Raw genomic sequence first — 18504 nt, forward strand, 5'->3', positions numbered from 1 at the left:
GGTCGGCGGGCGCGGCGTTCAGTTGGGGGCTCCCTGATGGCTAGCGGATTCGGTGGACGCCGCGTGGGCGGTCCAGGGGTCGGTGACCGTCGTGGAGACGTGGACCCGCAGGTCCCAGCCGTGCCGGTCGGAGATCTCGTCGAGCTGGGCGGCGGCCAGCTCGCACCAGGGCCACTCGGTGGCCCAGTGCGCCGCGTCGAGCAGCGCGAGGGGGCTGTGTGCCACCGCCTCGGAGGCGGGGTGGTGGCGCAGGTCAGCGGTGAGGAAGGCGTCCACGCCCGCCGCCCGTACCTGGTCGAAGAGGCTGTCGCCGGAACCGCCGCTCACCGCGACCGTCCGTACGAGGGCGTCCGGGTCACCGGCCACCCGGATGCCCTGCGCGGTCGCGGGCAGCCGCGCGGCGGCACGGGCGGCGAGGTCGCGCAGCGGGACGGGGTGGTCGAGTTCGCAGACCCGGCCCAGGCCCCGGCGGCCCGCCGGGTCGGTGGGGTCGGGGACGAGCGGGCGTACGACCCGCAGGTCGAGCGCGCCCGCGAGCGCGTCGGAGACGCCCGGATCGGCGGTGTCGGCGTTGGTGTGGGCCACGTGCAGCGCGATGTCGTGCTTGATCAGCGTGTGCACGACCCGGCCCTTGAAGGTGTCGGCCGCGACGGTCGTCGTCCCGCGCAGATACAGCGGATGGTGGGTGACCAGCAGGTCGGCGCCGAGCGCCACCGCCTCGTCCACGATCTCCTGGACCGGGTCCACGGCGAACAGCACACGGCCGACTTCCTGCCCGGGCTCGCCCGCGACCGTGCCGACCGCGTCCCAGGACTCGGCCCGCTCGGGGGGCCACAGGGTCTCCAGCGCGGCGATGACTTCAGACAGACGGGGCACGGGGAAAGGCTACCTGCCTGTTCCGGCACGCCGTACCTCGTACGGGGCTCCGGACCCCGCCCACCACACCGACCGCCCCGCCCTCAGCGGAATCGGTTCTGCGCCACCCGTATGTGTGAAGCGGGTGCGGGCCGTCCCACGCCCGCACGTACGAAAACTAGCTTCATGGCCGGAGGTGACCGGACGATGACGGCTTGTGCGATCGAACCCCCTTCGGCCGAGGAGGAGCAGGTACCGGACCGGGGCAGGGGGTACGGCGGGGGCGACGAGCGGGCGGAGCAGCCGGGAGTGGCTGACGGAGACGCCGCCGGGGCGGGGTACGCCGGTACGCCCACGGGGAGTGCGCTGGAGGCATGGGCCGCGCGGACGGCGGGGGCTCGGACGGTGACGGTGGGGGGTCTGGGCTCCGAAGGCGGTGAGCCCGAGCAGGTGGGGTCCCAGCAGGTGGGGTCCGAGCAGGTGGCGCCTGAACACATGGGGCCCACGCATATGGGGTCTGAGCACACAGCGTCCGACCACATGGGTCCCGAGTACATAGGTTCCGACCACATGGGTTCCCCCCACATGGAGCCCGACCACACCCCGGCCGACACCACACCACCCGCAGCCACGCCCCCGGCGCCGGATCACACAGCACCCGCCCTCACGGCACCGGACCACACAGCATCCACCCCCACGGCGTCCACCCCCGTAGCTCCCGCCCTCGCCGCTCCCGCACCCGTAGCCGCCGCCCCCACCACACCCCCCTTCTCCATCACCATCGACGGCGCCTACGCGGCCCGCCTCGCCCGGAGTGGTGACGCCTGGTTCCCGGAGCGGTGGACGTTGGACGGGCCGGAGCCGTACGCGGTGCCGTTGCCGGGGAACCAGCCGGAGGAACCGGGTACGCAGGTGCAACCGATGGCGGACGGGAGGGTGCTGATCCACCGGCTGGTGGAGCACCGGCACACGTTCTCGCTGCTGTACCCGACCGGACCCGGCACCGGTGAGCTGCTGCTCGGCGCGGTGGAGTGCGTCGAGCCGGACAGCCGGCTCACCCTGCTGCCTCCTGCGCCGGGCGGCGCGCGGGCGTACGCGCTCGCGGTCGGCACCCGGTCCACGGTGGTGTGGCTGGTGGCGGGCGGCGCGTTCGCGCCCGAGCGGATCGCGGAGGTGCCGGGGCGGTGTTCCGGCGGGGTCTGGCTGGACCGGACCGGGCGGATGCTCGCGCTGGACCGGGAGATGGACGGGCGTACCAAGGCGGTCGTGGTCGATCTGGAGCGGGCCGGTGAGGTCTCCCCGCTGCTCCAGATCGCGGAGGGCAGTGACGACCGGCTGCTGCTGGCCGACCCCGACAGCGGCCTGCTGCTGATCTCCTCGGACGCGCCCTCGCCGGGGCGGGAACGGCTGGGCTGGGGTGTGCTGGGCAGCACGCTGCCGGTCCGCTTCCCGGAGTGCCTGCGGGTGCCGGACTGCGTGGTGACACCGTTCGCCATTCAGCCGGGGCAGGTGCTGATGCCGGAGAACTGCGGGGTGGCGCTGCGCATCGACGGCCCCTACGGCACGTGGGTCGGCGTCTGGCGTCCGGCCGACCGGCAGATCCAGCACCTCCGCGCGCCCGACGGCTGGCCGGTCGGCACCGGCCTGTGGACGGCGGACGGCGCACTGAGGGTGCCGTACGCGACGGACCAGGTCCCGTGCGGCGTGGCGCAGATGACAGCGGGCCGGGAGCAGGACCCGGCCACGGCGGACGCGGGGGCAGGGGCGGGTACGGACCCGGCGGATACGGGTACGAATGCGAGTTCGGATTCGGGTACGGATTCGGGTACGGGTACGGGTACGGGTATGGGTATGGGTACCGGTACGGACGCCGGTGCCCGTGCGGAGGAAGCCCAGGCCGCTGCCGAGGTCGCCCCGGAGCCTTCCCCGACGCCCACCACCCCCGGCGCACCCGAGCCCCCGGAAGCCTCCGAACCCTTCGTCCCACGCCCCGTCCCGCTGCAACAGGCGCCCCTCGCCGCCCCCTCGGCCGCCCCTTTCGGCGCGCCTCTTGGAGGACTTGTAACGAAGTGGCACCGGTCGGTGTGACCGCCTGGATTCGGCCCGTACCGGCCTGGTTACACTCGCCCGGCTGTAAAAGATGATGTTGACGGGGTGAATTCTTCCGATGAGCGAGACCAGCACGACTCAGCCGCTGTCCACAGACGCGCAGGACGTGGACCAGCACGGACGGCACCGGGGCGCCCTCGCATCCCAGGAGGGGGAGTCCGCTCCGCGCGGACGCCACCGCAAGCCGACCGAGCAGGGCGGCGAGGCCGAGGCCGCCTGACGGCGGAGAAGCGGAAGTGGAAGAAGGGTGCCCGTCGCACGGCGGGCACCCTTTCTCGTACCCGGCGCCCCCGTACCCCCCCCCTCCCGTAACCCGGCGCCCCCTTACCCCCACTCCCGTGACCCGGCGCTCCCGTACCCCACGCTCCCGTACCGCCGCCCGGACCCGCCACCCCCTCACCCGTGTACGACCACCCCGTCCGCCAGTACCGGCGCGTCCCCTCGCTCCGGCACCCCCACCTCGACCCGCACCACCGAGCCCGCCCCGGCGTCTCCCGCCGTCTCCGCCGCTCGCCACATCCGGACCCGTAGGGTCTCCCCCGGATACACCACCCCCGCGAACCGCGCGTCAAAGGCGCGCACCCTCTCCGGCTCCCCCGCGAGCAGCGTGTCCACGACGGCCTTCAGGGTGATCCCGTAGGTGCACAGGCCGTGCAGGACGGGGCGGTCGAACCCGGCGCGGCGGGCGGCCTCGGGGTCGGCGTGCAGGGGGTTGAGGTCGCCGGTGAGGCGGTAGAGGAGGGCCTGGTCGGGGCGTACCGGACGGTCCACGGTGTGAGCGGGGGGACCCGTAGGGGGTGCGGGGCGGGTGGTGGGGCCCCGGTCGCCGCCCCAGCCGCCCTCGCCCCGGACGAAGATGCGGGCCTCGGCCGTCCACAGCGGGCCGTCGGTGTCGGCGGCCTCGGTCCGCAGGACCAGGACGGCCGCGCTCCCCTTGTCGTGCACGGCGATGATCCGGTCCGTGCGGGTCGCCGTGCCACCGGTCGGCAGCGGGCGGTGGATCTCCAGCGACTGGCCGCCGTGCAGGACGCGGGCGAGATCGACGTCGATGCCCGGCATGGACAGCCCGCTGATCACGCCCGGTTCGCCGCCGCCCGCGACGGTGGCGAAGCTGGGCAGGACGCGCAGGCGGGACTCCAGGGTGTAGCGGAGTTCGGCGGGGTCGGTGGCGGGGGCGGCGAGGCCGGGGCGGGCGCCCGCCCCGATGCCGAGGTGGTAGAGCTGGACGTCCTTGGCGGTCCAGGTGATCTCCCCGGTGCGGGGTGCGGCGGCCAGGGCCTGGGCGGGGTCGATGGGCACGGGACTCCTGTCGTACGGGGGTCGGATCTGCGGGCGGGACCCGTAAGGGCCACGGGACGGAACCGTAGGGGCTGCGGGCGCTGCCGACCGCCCCCGTGGAGAACAACTCCGGGCCCGCCCCCGTGAAGGACTCCGGGTCCAACCCGTAAGGGACAGCATGGCGACCCCCACCCCCGTACGGGCAGCACGGCGCCCCCATCCCGTAAGGGACAGACAGCACGACGCCCCCACCCCGTAAGGGCAGCAGGATGCCCCCGACCCCCTACGGGCAGATGACGCCCGCCCCCTACGGGCACCGGCCCCGCACCGGCCACGCAGTGACATTTGTCCCGCCCCACTCCGTACATCCGCCCCTCCCGCTCCTTACCCCCGCGCCCTACCGTCGTAGGCGTGGCACGGATGGAGCGGCAGGGCGGTATGGCGGAGACGGATCGCGTACGGGGGGACGGGGCGATGACGTGGTGGGCGCGGGTGAAGTGCCAGGTCGTGGCGGCGCGGGAGGCGCGGGCGCGGTGGCAGGTGGAGCGGGACCGGTACCGGGCGGCGCGGCGGGAGGCGCGGCGGGCCGGTCTCAGGCCGACCCGCGCGGACCAGCCGGGTCCGCCGCCCACCGGGTTCACGCTGCTGCCGTGGCTGCTGATGGGGCTGGGGTCGTTCTCGAACGTGCTCCAGGGTCGTACGCCGAACCCGTGGGTGGGCGGCATCGGGCTGCTCGTCTTCAACTCGCTGTACGTGTACGTGGCGTTCCGCGCGTTCGACCGCGAGCGGCGGGAGGCGCGGTCCACGCGGGTGGCGCTGCTGGCGATGGGACTGCTGACGACCGGCCTCGCCGTGGGGTACGGCGGAAACTGGCTGATGTTCTTCCCGCTGCTGGGGCTGGCGACCGGGGCGACGCTGCGCGGGCCGTGGCTGGGCCGCATCGGGCTGGCGCTCTCCGCGTACGCGGTGCTGGTGACCGGGTGGCGGGAGGGCTGGGGCGACTCGATCAACATCGGGTACGCGACGTTCCTGTCCAGCATGGTGACGGCGGCGATCCTGGGGCTGTCCGAGGCGGTGCGTGAACTGCGGGCGGCGCGTGAGGAGTTGGCGCGGCGGGCGGTGGAGAAGGAGCGGCTGCGGTTCTCGCGGGACCTGCACGATCTGCTGGGGCACACGCTGTCGGTGATCGTGGTGAAGTCGGAGGCGGCGCGGCGTCTCGCGGACCGGGACCTGGACGCGGCGCTGGCACAGATCGCGGACATCGAGTCGGTGGGACGGCAGGCGCTGACGGAGATCCGGGAGGCGGTGACCGGCTACCGCGAGGGCAGTCTCGCCACCGAGCTGACGCGGGCGCGTTCGGCGCTGTCGGCGGCGAGCATCGAGCCGGTAGTACGGCAGTCGGGGGTGCCGCTGACCCCGCGTACGGAGGCGCTGCTGGGCTGGGTGGTGCGGGAGGCGGTGACCAATGCCGTACGGCACAGTTCCGCGACCCGCTGCGAGATCTCCGTGGACTGCTCGGCGGAACGGGCGCGGCTGACGGTCACGGACAACGGCTCCGGTGTCACCGTCTCCCGGCCGCCCGGCGACGGGATCGGCGGTACGGGTCTGAAGGGGCTCACCGAGCGCCTCGCCGCCGCCTCCGGTTCCCTGACCGCCGTACCCGGTCCGCGGGGTGGCTTCACGGTGACGGCGGAACTGCCGACGGAACCGCCGGAGGAGGTCGCGGAGCCGGACCGGGTGGCGGCGGAGGCGGGGGCGTGACCCCGTTCCGCCGCGACGAGCGGCGCCGTGCCGCGACAAGCGCCCGTTCCGCCGCGACAGCGGCCCCCCGCGCCCTCCCCCTGACTACCCTTGCCCCGTGACGAAGATCCGCGTGCTGCTGGCCGAGGACCAGGGGATGATGCGGGGCGCGCTGGCGCTGCTGCTGGGGATGGAGCCGGACATCGAGGTGATCGCTCAGGTGCCGACGGGCGACCGGATCGTGCCGACGGCGCTGACCCACCAGCCGGACGTGGCCCTGCTGGACATCGAGCTGCCCGGGATCAGCGGTCTGGACGCGGCGGCGGAGCTGCGCGACCAGGTGCCGGGCTGCCGGGTGCTGATCCTGACCACGTTCGGCCGGCCCGGCTATCTGCGGCGGGCGATGGAGGCGGGCGCCGCCGGTTTCCTGGTGAAGGACGGTCCGGTGGAGGAACTCGCCCAGGCGGTACGGCGGGTGCTGGCCGGGGAGACGGTGGTGGACCCGGTGCTGGCCGCCGCCGCGCTCAGCGCGGGCCCCAACCCGCTGACCCCGCGCGAGCGCGACGTGCTGAACGGGGCCGTGGACGGCGCCACGGTCGCCGACATAGCCACCCGTCTCCACCTCTCGGAGTCCACGGTCCGCAACTACCTCTCCTCGGCCATCGGCAAGACCGGCACCCGCAACCGCACGGAAGCGGTACGCGAGGCCCGCAGCCGGGGCTGGCTCTGAACCAACCGGCGGCACCGGCCCCACCCCACCGGCACCCCCGCCCCACCGGCACCGCCGCTCCACCACACCCGCACCCGCCCGCGCCAGCTCACCGCACCCGCTCACCGCACCGACCCGCCTCAGCTCACCGGCCGCTGAACCACCGCCTCGCGCTGCCGTGCGGGCAGCCGGGCGAGGGCGATGAGCAGGGCGCCGCGATCGTCGGCGCGGGCGATGCCGTCGGCGGTGTCGGGGAGTTCGCGCAGGAGACCCGAGTCGTCCTTCGGTGCCAGGAACTCCTTCAGGCGGCGCCGGTGCCTGCGGGCGTGCGCGTTGATCATCACGCGCCGTACATACGCTTCCGGGTCGTCGGCCGAACCGACTCTGCGCCAGGCCACGTAGACCTGTTCGAGTGTGCTCTGCACCAGGTCCTCGGCCGCGTGCTGCTCTCCCGTGAGCAGGAACGCGGTGCGCATCATGCGCGACCAGCGGCCCACCATGAAGCTCTGGAACTCCTCGTCCCGAGCTTTGCGATCCCCCATAGGGCACCTCCTCTACGCCAGAAGGAGTCCACGAGCCGCCGGGACCGTTGCCTTCCGGTGCCGACAACTTCCGGGGCCGACGACTTTCGGGGCCGACGACTTTCGGCGCTCAGCGCCCCGCCCGCACCGCCCGCTCCCCCCGCCCCGGCAGCCACAGGAACATCAGCAGTGCCCCACACAGCAGCACCCCCGTGCCCGTGCGGAACACCGCCACATAACCGCTGGTCAGAGCGGCGGGCGTGGTCAGCGGGCCGGACGCGGACGCGGCGATGGTGGACATGACGGCGAGGCCGAGGGAGCCGCCCATCGTGCGGGAGGTGTTGATGAGGCCGGAGAGGAGCCCCGCCTCGCCGGGAGCCGCACCGGAGGTCGCCAGGGAGGCGAGCGGGGTGCCGGAGAACCCGGCGCCCAGCAGCATCAGCACGCCGGGGATCATGATCGCGGTGACGTAGGCGCCGTGCACGCTCATCGTGGACTGCCAGGCGAAGCCCGCCGCCGACATGAGCGCGCCGCAACCGGCGACCGTACGGGCGCCCAGCCGTCGCATCAGCCGGGGGGCCGCCTTGGAACCCGCGATGACCGCGAAGGAGCCGGGGACGAGGGCGAAACCGGCCTCCAGCGGGGAGTAGCCGAGCACGTTCTGCGCGTACAGCGTCATGAAGTACCACATGCAGAACAGGGCCGAGCCGGACAGGAACATCGCCGCGTTCGCGGCGGCCACCGCGCGCCGCCGGAGCAGTCCGAGCGGCATCAGCGGGTCCGCCGTACGACTCTCCACCAGCAGGAACACGCCGATCAGCAGGGCGCCCGCGCACAGCGGGACCAGGGTGGCCGGTGCCGTCCAGCCGCGTGCCTCGGTCTGCACGATGCCGTACGCGAGGAGCGCGAGTCCGGCCGTGACGAGGAGGGCACCGGGCAGGTCGGGGCGGCGGCGGTCGCCCGCGCGGCTCTCGGTGAGCCAGAGCGTCGCGCCGATGAGCACGACGGCGCCGACGGGGACGTTGATGAGCAGTACCCAGCGCCAGTTCAGGACGTCCACGAGGAGGCCGCCGACCAGGCCGCCCGCCGCGCCGCCACCCGCGCCGACCGCCGTCCAGGTGGCGACGGCACGGGCACGGGCCGGTCCCTCGGGCACGGCGGCGGTGAGCAGGGTGAGCGTGGAGGGGGCGAGGACGGCCGCGCCGAGGCCCTGCACGGCGCGGGCGGCGAGGAGTTGCCAGTCGGCCTGCGCGAGACCGCCGCCGAGCGAGGCGAGCGTGAACAGCGCGAGCCCGGCCAGGAACATCCGCTTGCGGCCCCACAGGTCGCCCGCCCGGCCGCCCAGCAGCAGGAACCCGGCGAAGGCGATGGCGTACGCGTTGACGACCCACTGGAGACCGGCGGGGGTCAGGCCGAGGTCGGCGCGTACGGAGGGCAGCGCGACGTTGACCACGGAGACGTCGAGGACGACCAGGAACTGACCGGCGCAGGCCAGCGCCACGACGAGCCAGGTGGGCGGGGTGAAACGCCGCGCGCCGGACACCCGGTCGGACGCCTCGGTCCGGGCGGCCACCTCGGTACGGTCAGGCACCTCGGTCCGGTCGGCCACCTCGGTCCGGTCGGGCACCTGTTCCTCGGTTCTGTGGGCGTGCGGGGACGCGCTGTCGGCGGATTCGAGCATGTGTGCCATGTTCGCAGCCCCGCGCCGTTGGGCAGACCGTTCGGGGCGTCCGGAGCGCCCGATGTGAGCCGATCGACGCCACCCGCGGCCGGAACGTACGGCCGGGGTCAACTCCTCCACACCTGACGGCAGTTCAGAAACCCATGATTGGGTCAAGGATTCGTTGGCTGCCTGAAGCAACGGAATAGTTGCCTGCGCATACGAGGTTGCCCAGGCACTTGTCACGCGCGGGAGCCGGGAGGCCTCACTCAATGACCCACACGACGACCGACCGGCCCGACCGAGGGGCAGGCCCGGCCGTGGTACCCGTGCTCGCCTTCGCGGGCATCGTGGTCGCGGTGATGCAGACGCTGCTGGTGCCGGTCATCAAGGACCTGCCGGAGCTGCTCGGCACCTCACCCTCCAACGCCACCTGGGTCCTCACCTCGACCCTGCTGTCCGGCGCGGTCTCGACGCCGATCATGGGGCGGCTGGGCGACCTGTACGGCAAGCGGCGCATGCTGATCGTCAGCCTGGCCGTGATGGTGGTGGGCGCCCTGGTCAGCGCGCTGACCAGCCAGCTGCTGCCGATGATCGTCGGCCGTACGCTCCAGGGCTTCGCGATGGGCGCGATCCCGCTGGGCATCGGCCTGATGCGGGACATGCTGCCGCGCGAGCGGCTCGGCTCCGCGATGGCCCTGATGAGTTCCTCCATAGGCGTCGGCGGCGGTCTCGCGCTGCCCGCCGCCGCGCTGGTCGCGCAGCACACCAACTGGCACGTCCTGTTCTACGGCGCGGCGGGCCTCGGTGTGCTCGCCATCGTGCTCGCGCTGCTGGTCGTGCCCGAGTCCCCGATGCGCGCCAGGGGCACCTTCGACGTGACGGGCGCGATCGGCCTGTCCGTCGGCCTGGTGCTGCTCCTGCTGCCGGTGACCAAGGGCAGCGACTGGGGCTGGGCGTCCGGCCGCACCCTCGGCCTGTTCGGCGCGGCCGTCGCCGTGCTGCTGCTGTGGGGCCTGTTCGAGCTGCGCTCCAAGGCGCCGCTGGTGGACCTGCGCACCACCGCCCGCCGCGAGGTGCTGCTCACCAACCTCGCCTCGATCATGGTCGGCGTCAGCTTCTACGTCGTGTCGCTGGTCCTTCCCCAGCTCCTCCAGCTCCCGAAGGCGACCGGCTACGGCCTGGGCCAGTCGATGGTGGTCGCCGGTCTGTGCGTCGCCCCGCTGGGCCTGACCATGATGTTCACCGCCCCGGTGTACGCCCGCCTCTCCGCGCGCTACGGCCCCAAGGTCACCCTGATCCTCGGCATGATGATCATCGCCGTGGGGTATGGCGGCGGGCTCGGCCTGATGCACGCGGCCTGGCAGACCGTGCTGACCTCGGTGATCCTCGGCGCGGGCATCGGCCTGGCGTACTCCTCGCTGCCCGCTCTCATCATCGGTGCCGTCCCGGCCTCCGAGACCGGTGCGGCCAACGGCCTGAACACGCTGATGCGGTCCATCGGCACCTCCGCGTCCAGCGCCGTCATCGGCATGGTGCTGGCCAACACCGCGCACGACGTGGGCGGCATGGCGCTGCCGACCATGCACGGGTTCCGGGTCTCCTTCCTCATCGCCACCGCCGCCGTCGCGGTCGGTCTGCTGCTCGCGGTGTTCCTGCCCCGCACGCCCCGGCCGGAGCGGCAGACGCACCTGCTGGCGAGCAGCGAGAGCGACCTCTCCGTGGTGGCGGCGGCCGAGTCGCTGGTCGGATCGGCCGCCGGGGCGGTCGTCGAGGAGGCCGAGGAGATGCTCCGCGGCTTCCGGGGGCGGGTGCTGGACGCCGCCGGCGGTCCGGTGGCCCGTGCCAAGGTCACCCTGATCGACCGGCGTGGCCGCCAGGCGGGCGCGACCCTCTCCGGCGCCGACGGCTCGTACGCCCTCGCCGTGCCGGGCGAGGGCCCGTACGTCCTCGCCGCCCGCGCCGCCGGTCACGGCCCGCTCGCCTCGGCCGCCAGCCACGGGGGCGACGAGCGCGCGGTCGAGCTGGACCTCGCCCTGCCCGGCGAGACGGTCACCGCCTGACCGCCGTACGACACGGAGCCCGTACGGCGTGCGGCCGTACGGCGCCCGCCCCGCACCCCCGATCGCACCCCCGGACACGGGTGCGGCCGGGGGTGCGACAGCATGGGGGCCGGTAACCGAGTGCGTACGAGAGGACCCCGCATGACGGCGGCGCCGAAGCCCGAGATCCTGGCCGCGTTCGAGGCGGCGAAGGGGTTCATGCCCGTGGACGAGGGGCTGGCGCTGTACGCGGCGGCGGCGGAGGCGGCCCGGCTGGGGCTGCCGCTGCTGGAGGTGGGCACCTACTGCGGGCGCTCCACGCTGCTGCTCGCGGACGCGGCCCGGGAGGCGGGCGTCACCGCGCTCACCGTGGACCACCACCGGGGCAGCGAGGAGCAGCAGCCGGGCTGGGACTACCACGACCCGGGGACCGTGGACCCCGAACTCGGCCTGATGGACACCCTGCCCACGTTCCGCCGCACCCTGCACCGCGCGGGTCTGGAGGACCACGTGGTCGCGCTGGTCGGCCGCTCCCCCGTGGTCGCCGCGCTGTGGAGCACCTCGCTCGCCCTGGTCTTCATCGACGGCGGTCACACCGACGAGCACGCGACCGCCGACTACGAGGGCTGGGCCCCGCGGGTCGCCCCCGGCGGCCTCCTCCTCGTGCACGACGTCTTCCCCGACCCGCAGGACGAGTTCACCGGCCAGGCCCCCTACCGGGTGTACCTGCGGGCCCTCGCCTCCGGCGCCTTCACGGAGGTGTCGGTGACGGGCTCGCTGCGGGTGCTGCGGCGCACGGGGACGGGGATCTGAGCGGGCCCGGTGTCCCCCGCGCACCACGGGTGACCGGCCGGGCGGTCTCCCCGCCGCCGCCCGCCCGCACCCCTTAAGGTGGCCGATGTGACGTACCAAGGGCCCGAGTTCGAAGAAGCGCCGGCCGGCCGGTCGCGGTGGGTGCGGCGGCCGGTGGTCGTCGTGGTGGGGGCGCTGGCGGCCGGAGGCCTCCTCGGCTGGGGGGCGTACGCCGCCACCGGGAACGGCGGAGGGGCGGGGACGGCCGCGTCCGCACCGGGCGCCTCGTCGGCGCCGTCCGCGCACGGGGCGTCGGCCCGGCCGACGGCGGACGGGAAGGCGGCGGGCGGGAAGGCGGGCGGTCCGCTGGCCGGGAAGGTGATCGTCATCGACCCCGGTCACAACCCCGGCAACTACCGGCACACCGCCGAGATCAACCGTACGGTGGACATCGGCACGCACCGCAAGGAGTGCGACACCACCGGCACCGCCACCAACGCCGGTTACTCCGAGGCCCGTTACACCCTCGACGTGGCACACCGGCTGCGGACGCTGCTGCAAGCCCAGGGCGCCACGGTGAAGTTGACGCACGACGGCGACAAACCGGCCTGGGGGCCCTGCGTCGATCAGCGGGCCAGGATCGGCAACACGGCGCACGCGGACGCGGCGATCTCCCTCCACGCCGACGGCGCCCCGGCCGGGGACCGCGGTTTCCATGTGATCATGCCGGGCTCGGTGCACGCGGGCATCGCGGACACCCGGCGCATCGTCGCCCCGTCGCACGATCTCGGCGTACGGCTGGCGGGCGCGTACCGCCGGGTCACCGGCGAACCGGTCTCCAACTACCTGGGCCACGGCACCGGTCTGGTCACGCGGACGGATCTGGGCGGTCTCAATCTGTCAACGGTCCCCAAGGTCTTCATCGAGTGCGGGAACATGCGTGACAAGAAGGACGCGGCTCTGCTGACCAGCGGGGCCTGGCGGCAGAAGGCGGCGCAGGGGATGTCCGAGGGAATCGCGGACTTCCTGCGCGGGTCCTGACCGGCGGGCCGCACCGGGCGGACGGCGCGATCACCCGGACGATAGTGTCGTGCTCCGACGACGAGACGACCCGAGACGACCTGCGAAGGACCTGAAGTGAATATCCGCTCCCTCACTAGAGGCGACGGCGTGGTGATCGGAGCAGCGGTGTTGCTGTTCATCGCCTCGTTCCTCGACAACTTCTCGTACGACGGCCTGCCCTCCAGCGTCGATCTGCCGAACCTGTGGGCGAGCGGCCCGGTCCTGCTCGGCGTCGTACTGGCCGGGCTGATCGCCGCCGCGCTGATCGTGGTCTCCCGCGCGCTGCCGCAGACGCCGCGCAAGGTCGCCGGGCTCGAACCGGCCGCGTTCGGCGTCGCGTTCGCGGTGTTCGCCGCGTGGAGCGCGCTGGGCAACGTCATCGACCCGGTGGGCGGTCTGAACAACATCAGCGACGGTGCCGCCTCACAGGCCCCGAGCGCGGGCCTCGGCCTGATCCTCGCGCTGATCGCCACCGTGGTGATGGCCGCCGCCGCCATCGCCACCCCGCTGGTCCCCGCCCTCCAGGGCGCTCTCGTCCCGGCCCCGAAGCCCGCCGCTCCGCAGCCCTACGGCGCGCAGCCGCCCGGTGGTTACGGCTATCCGGGCGCCCAGCCCCAGCAGCCGTACGGCGCGCAGCCGCAGCAGCAGGGCATGTCCGGCTACGGGCAGCCGCAGCCCGCGCAGGCCGGTGCGCCCGCGCCGCAGCAGACCGGGGACTTCTCGCCGTTCTGGTTCGCGGTGCCGGTGACGCGTCCGCTGTTCGCGGAGGACGGCTCCAACGGCCAGATCGCCGAACTCGCGCCGGGCACCTGGTACTTGGCGGTGGAGCAGCGCGGTGGCGCGCTGGTCGCGCAGACCCAGGACGGCCGTCGTGGTGTCCTCCAGGACACCTCCGGCATCCAGCGCGGCTGAACTCCCGCCCGATCGCGGCACGTTCGACGGCCCGCATCCCGTACAGCCGTACCGGGTGCGGGCCGTCGCCGTACTCCCTCGCCGGAGACGTCGTACTCCCGCGCGGGACAGGGGAGTCGCTCAGCCGCTGCCGAGCTGGGAGAGGGACGGCACCTGGTTCTTCACCGGTGCTCCAGCGCTGCCGCCCGCGTTCTTGACCTGGTTGATGAGGCCCTCGAAGGCACCGGCCGCGCTCTCGTCGCCGCCGCGCAGCTTCGAGGTGAGGCCCTTGAGACCGTCGATACCGGCGCCGAGCGGGGCGATGGCCCTGGCCAGCAGCGGGTCGCCCTTGGCGTTGACCTGGGCGGCCTTCAGCCGGTTGTAGGCGAAGGCACCGGCGAGACCCGCCTTGACGAGCGCGAGCTTGCGCCCCTTGGCGCCCTGCTTGAACTTGCCCGCCTTCCACGGTTTGACGATCCACTGGTACGTCGCCCCGGCCGCGAGGCCCGCGTTGGCGACGAATCTGGTCTTGGCGAACTTCTGCTGCTCCGCCGAGGCGCTGGGACTCGCGGCGGCCGGTTGCCGGGCCGCGACGGCGGCGGCGTTGTCGTTGGTCCCGCTGCTGGAGGTGTTCGACGCGCCGCCGCAGGCCGTCACTCCGGCCAGCAGGGCACAGCACAGGGTGAGCGCCACACAGAGACGCCGTATCGGTACGGGCACGGGGTCCTCCGGACATGTGTCGTTCCGAGTGGGAGCTTCCTACGGCAGCGTCACTCGGACGGCCGTACCCCGCCACTCGGGACCGGCGGGCGCACCGGGACCCGGCCCGCCCGGACCCCCGGAGGCCGGACGCCCCTTGGCCTGCGGGCCCGCACCCCGAGCCTTGGCCCTGGTTTCACTCCCCGAGTTGCGGCAATCCGGAAAGCATGTCTCGATATCACGCGGGTTCGAACCAGGCGGGCAGGGTCATCGCGGTCGTGGCCGACATCATGGCCCTCATCCTCGGCCTGTGGATCGTGATGTATCTGTTGGACGCGAACCGGGCCAACAGCCTGGTGCAGTTCGTCCATGACGCGGCCAGTTGGCTGGCCGGGTGGTCGCACGACCTGTTCACCTTCGACGAGCAGTGGGCGCGCGTCGTCGCCGGTTACGGTCTGGCGGCCGTGGTCTATCTGTTCGTGGGCCACGCCATCGCGGGCCGTATGCACCGCCACTGACCCCCGGGGGCCGTCCCCCCGAGGTCACGGCGGAGGAGTTCTCGGCCCCGACTGCTGTCGCAGCCGCTCAGCGACAGCAGTCGGGGTCGAGGCCGTCCGGGAGGTGTTCGCCGCCGAAGACCGCGCAGGTGGCCTCGTGTCCGCCGAGCGCCGCGACGGCGAGCAGCAGCGATCCGGCGGTCCAGGTGGTGAGTTCGCGCGGCCAGACGGTGCCGTCGTCGAAGACGTACCCCGTCCAGTACAGGCCGCTCTCCGGATCGCGCAGGTGCCGGATGGACTGGAGGATCTCCAGCGCCCGGTCCGACTCCCCCGACGCCCAGAGAGCCAGGGCGAGTTCGCTGGACTCGCCGCCGGTGACCCACGGGTTGGGGATCACGCAGCGCACTCCGAGGCCGGGGACCACGAAGCGGTCCCAGCCGTCCTCGATACGGGACTTGGCGTCCACGCCGGTCAACGCGCCGCCGAGGACCGGGTAGTACCAGTCCATCGAGTAGCGGGCCTTGTCGAGGAACCGCTCGGGGTGCCGCTGGATGGCGTGCCGGAGCGCGCCGAGCGCCAACTCCCAGTCGGGCTGCGGCTCTTCGCGCTGCTCGGCGATGGCAAGGGCGCAGCGCAGCGCGTGGTGGACGGACGAACTCCCGGTCAGCAGGGCCTCGTTGACGGGCGTGCCGTCGGCGTCGCGGCGCCAGCCGATCTCGCCGCCGGGCCGCTGGAGGGCAAGGACCCATTCGACGGCCGCGTACACGGTGGGCCACATCCGGTCCAGGAACGTGTCGTCGCCGGTGGAGAGGTAGTGGTGCCAGACGCCGACGGCGACGTAGGCGACGAAGTTGGACTCGCGGGCGGCGTCGGTGACGTCGTCGTGGGCGCCGTCGGCGTAGGCCGCGTACCAGGAGCCGTCCGCGTTCTGGTGCCGGGCGAGCCAGGTGTAGGCGCGTTCGGCGGCCTCGTGCTCACCGGCCGCGTCGAGCGCCATCGCGGCCTCGGTGTGGTCCCACGGGTCGAGGTGGTGGCCCCGGAACCAGGGGATGGCGCCGTCCGCGCGCTGTTCGGCGAGGAGGGCGCGCACGGTGGCGGCGGCCTGGTCGGCGGTGAGGACCCCGGCCAGCACGAGGTGTTCGGTGCGGGGCGTGGTCACCGGGCGTCCACGGCCGGCAGGTGCGGCTTGGTGGCGTAGACGACGAAGCTCTTGCCGAGCACCGGGTTGAGCGCCTGTTCGGCGAGCCGGGTGGCGAGCGGCTTCTTCATGATGTCCCAGACCAGGAGCTTGTGGTACGCCCGCACCGGCAGCGCCTTGTCATTGTCCACGCCGAAGGCGCACTTCAGCCACCAGTACGGCGAGTGCAGCGCGTGCGCGTGATGGCTGCCGTACGGCTTGAGACCTGCCTCGCGGACCTTGCGGACGAGTTCGTCGGCCTTGTAGATGCGGATGTGGCCGCCCTCGACCTCGTGGTAGGCGTCGGAGAGCGCCCAGCAGACCTTCTCGGGGCCGTAGCGGGGCACGGTGACGGCGAGGCGTCCGCCGGGCCGCAGCACACGGACCATCTCCGCGAGTACGCCCTTGTCGTCGGGGATGTGCTCCATCACCTCGGAGATGATGACCACGTCGAACGAGTCGTCAGGGAAGGGCAGTTGGAGTGCGTCGCCCTCCATCGCGGTGGCCGTGGCACCCTCGGGCGCCTCGCCGGCCTCCTTCATCGCCGCAAACCAGGTGGCGACCTCGCGGATCTCCTCGGCGTTCCGGTCGAGCGCCACGACCCGCGCGCCGCGCCGGTAGCACTCGAAGGCGTGTCGCCCGGCGCCGCAGCCGAGGTCCAGGACGCGGTCGCCGGGGGCGAGCGGGAACCGGGAGAAATCGACGGTCAGCACGTGGCCCTGCTTTCGGGTGAGTTCTCGGCGAGGTCGGCGGAGGGTGCGGGGGCGGTCGCGGCCGTCACCGGGCGGGCGGTGGCGACGGACCGGGCGGGGGCGGCGGGTCCGGTGCCGTACCGGTCGATGGCCTCGCGGTAGCGGGCGACGGTGCCCTCGGCGGCGCGGGCCCAGGTGAAGCGGGCGAGGACGCGTTCGCGTCCGGCGTGGCCGAGGCGGGCGCGCAGCACCGGGTCACCGAGCAGCCGGTTCAGACCGGCCGCGAGCGCGTCCGCGTCGCCGGGCGGTACGGCGAGGCAGGTCTCGCCGTCGGCTCCGGCGACCTCGGGGATGGCGCCGCCGGTGGTGGCGAGCAGCGGGGTCGCGGTGGCCATCGCCTCGGCGGCGGGCAGCGAGAACCCCTCGTACAGCGAGGGAACGCAGGCCACTTGGGCGGAGCGGATGAGATCCACGAGTTCGGCGTCGGAGATGCCCTTGACGAACTGGACGGCGTCCTCGAGGCCGTGGCGTGCGACGGCCCGCGCGACCGGTCCCTCGGCGGGCCGCTTCCCCACGACGACGAGGTGCGCGGCGGGGTGTTCGGCGCGGACCTCGGCGAGCGCCTCGACCAGGAAGACGAGGCCCTTGAGGGGGACGTCGGCGCTGGAGGTGGTGACGATGCGGCCGGGGACCTCGGGGACGGCCGGGTCGGGGCGGAACAGGCCGGTGTCGGCGCCGATGTGCACGACGTGGATGCGGTCGGCCCGCACTCCGAGGTCGTCCACGATCTCGCGGCGGGAACTGCCGGAGACGGTGAGGACGGAGGGCAGGCGGCGGGCAACGCGCTTCTGCATGCGGGTGAAGGCGTACCAGCGGCGCACCGACCAGCGGCGCTGCCAGGTGTCGGCGGCGTCGAGTTCGAGGCGGCGGTCCACGGTGATGGGGTGGTGGACGGTGGTGACCAGCGGGGCACCGAGGTCGCCCAACAGGCCGTAGCCGAGCGTCTGGTTGTCGTGCACGACGTCGAACTCACCGCTGCGGGCCCGCAGATGGCGCCCGGCGCGGAGCGAGAAGGTCAGCGGTTCGGGGAAGCCGCCGGTCCACATGGTGCCGACTTCGAGGGCGTCGATCCAGTCGCGGTACTCGTCGCGGGCCGGGGTGCGGAACGGGTCGGGCTGGCGGTACAGGTCCAGGCTGGGCAACTCGGTGAGGGTCAGACCGGGCAGACCCTCGTCCAGGACGGGGTAGGGCTGGGAGCCGATGACCTCGACGCGGTGCCCGAGGCGGGCGAGTTCGCGGGAGAGGTGGCGTACGTAGACGCCCTGGCCGCCGCAGAAGGGGTTGCCCTTGTAGGTGAGGAGCGCGATGCGGAGCGGTGCTCCGCCGTCCGCCGCGCGGTCGCCGGGCCCGGGGCCCGCCTGACTGGCCTCAGCGGTCACTCCGGGCCCCTCTCTCCTGCACTGTCCCGCGAGACTACGACGGTCGTTGATCTAGAACAAGTTTCAGACTTGATCGTTCAAGAGGCTCCGAATCTACCGGCAGGTAAGGTCCGCGGGAGCAGTGGATCAGGTGATTAACGCCACGGCGCGGAGCCCCGCCGTAGAGGATGATCACTGGCCCTGTGGCCGCCCTCACCGACTGTCACGGAACGGGACCCATGCCTGCGGAATCGACGGAATCGAAGCCGGGAGCGATATCGGGAGCGATGTCGGGAGCGGGTGCGGGAGTTGGTACGGGAGTTGGTACGGGAGTTGGTACCGGGCGGGGGGTGCCGCCCTCG

At 73.3% G+C, this 18504-nt stretch carries 16 protein-coding genes and 1 pseudogene; 9 read left to right on the forward strand and 8 right to left on the reverse strand.

All coding sequences use genetic code 11. The annotated features are described in order from the left end of the window. Positions 1 to 18: 18 nt before the first annotated feature. Positions 19 to 876, reverse strand: coding sequence for a Nif3-like dinuclear metal center hexameric protein (locus KUM39_RS04975; RefSeq protein ID WP_217784136.1), 858 nt, complete (start codon positions 874 to 876; stop codon positions 19 to 21). 549 nt (positions 877 to 1425) lie between these two features. Between KUM39_RS04975 and KUM39_RS28055 the strand changes: the two genes are divergently transcribed. Beyond that, the gene (locus KUM39_RS28055) at positions 1426 to 2943 is read left to right on the forward strand and encodes a hypothetical protein (protein ID WP_246619593.1); all 1518 of its coding nucleotides are present in this window, start codon (positions 1426 to 1428) and stop codon (positions 2941 to 2943) included. Positions 2944 to 3022: 79 nt separating this feature from the next. Continuing rightward, positions 3023 to 3184, forward strand: a complete 162-nt coding sequence (locus KUM39_RS04985) for a hypothetical protein (RefSeq protein ID WP_217784137.1) — start codon at positions 3023 to 3025, stop codon at positions 3182 to 3184. 176 nt (positions 3185 to 3360) lie between these two features. Here the strand turns inward: KUM39_RS04985 and KUM39_RS04990 are convergent, their stop codons facing one another. After that, the gene (locus KUM39_RS04990) at positions 3361 to 4263 is read right to left on the reverse strand and encodes a MaoC/PaaZ C-terminal domain-containing protein (RefSeq protein ID WP_217784138.1); all 903 of its coding nucleotides are present in this window, start codon (positions 4261 to 4263) and stop codon (positions 3361 to 3363) included. A 453-nt stretch (positions 4264 to 4716) separates the two neighbouring features. Here KUM39_RS04990 and KUM39_RS04995 point away from each other — a divergent pair, with 453 nt between their 5' ends. Both KUM39_RS04995 and KUM39_RS05000 read left to right on the forward strand, forming a co-directional pair. Further along, positions 4717 to 6003: a sensor histidine kinase gene (locus KUM39_RS04995; protein WP_217784235.1), complete on the forward strand. Its 1287-nt coding sequence runs from the start codon at positions 4717 to 4719 to the stop codon at positions 6001 to 6003. A gap of 97 nt (positions 6004 to 6100) precedes the next feature. Beyond that, the gene (locus tag KUM39_RS05000; RefSeq protein WP_217784139.1) at positions 6101 to 6712 is read left to right on the forward strand and encodes a response regulator transcription factor; all 612 of its coding nucleotides are present in this window, start codon (positions 6101 to 6103) and stop codon (positions 6710 to 6712) included. Between the two features lie 131 nt (positions 6713 to 6843). On the opposite strand, the pseudogene KUM39_RS05005 reads toward KUM39_RS05000, so the two are convergent. Continuing rightward, positions 6844 to 7233, reverse strand: a pseudogene (locus KUM39_RS05005) (sigma factor); the annotation flags it as partial. A 109-nt stretch (positions 7234 to 7342) separates the two neighbouring features. After that, the gene (locus tag KUM39_RS05010) at positions 7343 to 8893 is read right to left on the reverse strand and encodes an MFS transporter (protein ID WP_217784141.1); all 1551 of its coding nucleotides are present in this window, start codon (positions 8891 to 8893) and stop codon (positions 7343 to 7345) included. Positions 8894 to 9144: 251 nt separating this feature from the next. On the opposite strand from KUM39_RS05010, the gene KUM39_RS05015 reads away from it, so the two are divergent. From KUM39_RS05015 to KUM39_RS05030, 4 genes are all read left to right on the forward strand, one after another. After that, complete coding sequence (locus tag KUM39_RS05015; RefSeq protein WP_217784142.1) at positions 9145 to 10935, forward strand: MFS transporter; 1791 nt, start codon at positions 9145 to 9147, stop codon at positions 10933 to 10935. Between the two features lie 141 nt (positions 10936 to 11076). Further along, complete coding sequence (locus tag KUM39_RS05020) at positions 11077 to 11727, forward strand: class I SAM-dependent methyltransferase (protein WP_217784143.1); 651 nt, start codon at positions 11077 to 11079, stop codon at positions 11725 to 11727. A gap of 87 nt (positions 11728 to 11814) precedes the next feature. Next, complete coding sequence (locus KUM39_RS05025) at positions 11815 to 12747, forward strand: N-acetylmuramoyl-L-alanine amidase (RefSeq protein WP_217784144.1); 933 nt, start codon at positions 11815 to 11817, stop codon at positions 12745 to 12747. 96 nt (positions 12748 to 12843) lie between these two features. Further along, on the forward strand, positions 12844 to 13680 hold the full coding sequence (locus tag KUM39_RS05030) for a DUF5336 domain-containing protein (protein ID WP_217784145.1): 837 nt from the start codon (positions 12844 to 12846) through the stop codon (positions 13678 to 13680). 120 nt (positions 13681 to 13800) lie between these two features. Here KUM39_RS05030 and KUM39_RS05035 read toward each other — a convergent pair whose 3' ends face one another. Continuing rightward, positions 13801 to 14379, reverse strand: a complete 579-nt coding sequence (locus KUM39_RS05035) for a hypothetical protein (RefSeq protein WP_217784146.1) — start codon at positions 14377 to 14379, stop codon at positions 13801 to 13803. 206 nt (positions 14380 to 14585) lie between these two features. On the opposite strand from KUM39_RS05035, the gene KUM39_RS05040 reads away from it, so the two are divergent. Next, positions 14586 to 14876: a hypothetical protein gene (locus KUM39_RS05040; protein WP_217784147.1), complete on the forward strand. Its 291-nt coding sequence runs from the start codon at positions 14586 to 14588 to the stop codon at positions 14874 to 14876. 67 nt (positions 14877 to 14943) lie between these two features. On the opposite strand, the gene KUM39_RS05045 is transcribed toward KUM39_RS05040, so the two are convergent. The 3 genes from KUM39_RS05045 to KUM39_RS05055 are packed head-to-tail and all read right to left on the reverse strand — an operon-like array spanning position 14944 to position 18163. Continuing rightward, complete coding sequence (locus KUM39_RS05045) at positions 14944 to 16014, reverse strand: prenyltransferase/squalene oxidase repeat-containing protein (protein ID WP_217784148.1); 1071 nt, start codon at positions 16012 to 16014, stop codon at positions 14944 to 14946. Beyond that, positions 16011 to 16745, reverse strand: a complete 735-nt coding sequence (locus tag KUM39_RS05050; protein WP_217784149.1) for a class I SAM-dependent methyltransferase — start codon at positions 16743 to 16745, stop codon at positions 16011 to 16013. Before KUM39_RS05050 ends, KUM39_RS05045 begins: the two co-directional genes overlap by 4 nt. Continuing rightward, positions 16739 to 18163 carry a glycosyltransferase family 4 protein gene (locus KUM39_RS05055; RefSeq protein ID WP_217784150.1) on the reverse strand — a complete coding sequence of 475 codons (1425 nt, stop codon included), beginning with the start codon at positions 18161 to 18163 and terminating at the stop codon, positions 16739 to 16741. Before KUM39_RS05055 ends, KUM39_RS05050 begins: the two co-directional genes overlap by 7 nt. Between the last annotated feature and the right edge of the window lie 341 nt (positions 18164 to 18504).

Origin of the sequence: Streptomyces corallincola (assembly GCF_019104725.1) — a bacterium.
Taxonomy (GTDB): Bacteria; Actinomycetota; Actinomycetes; order Streptomycetales; family Streptomycetaceae; genus Streptomyces; species Streptomyces corallincola.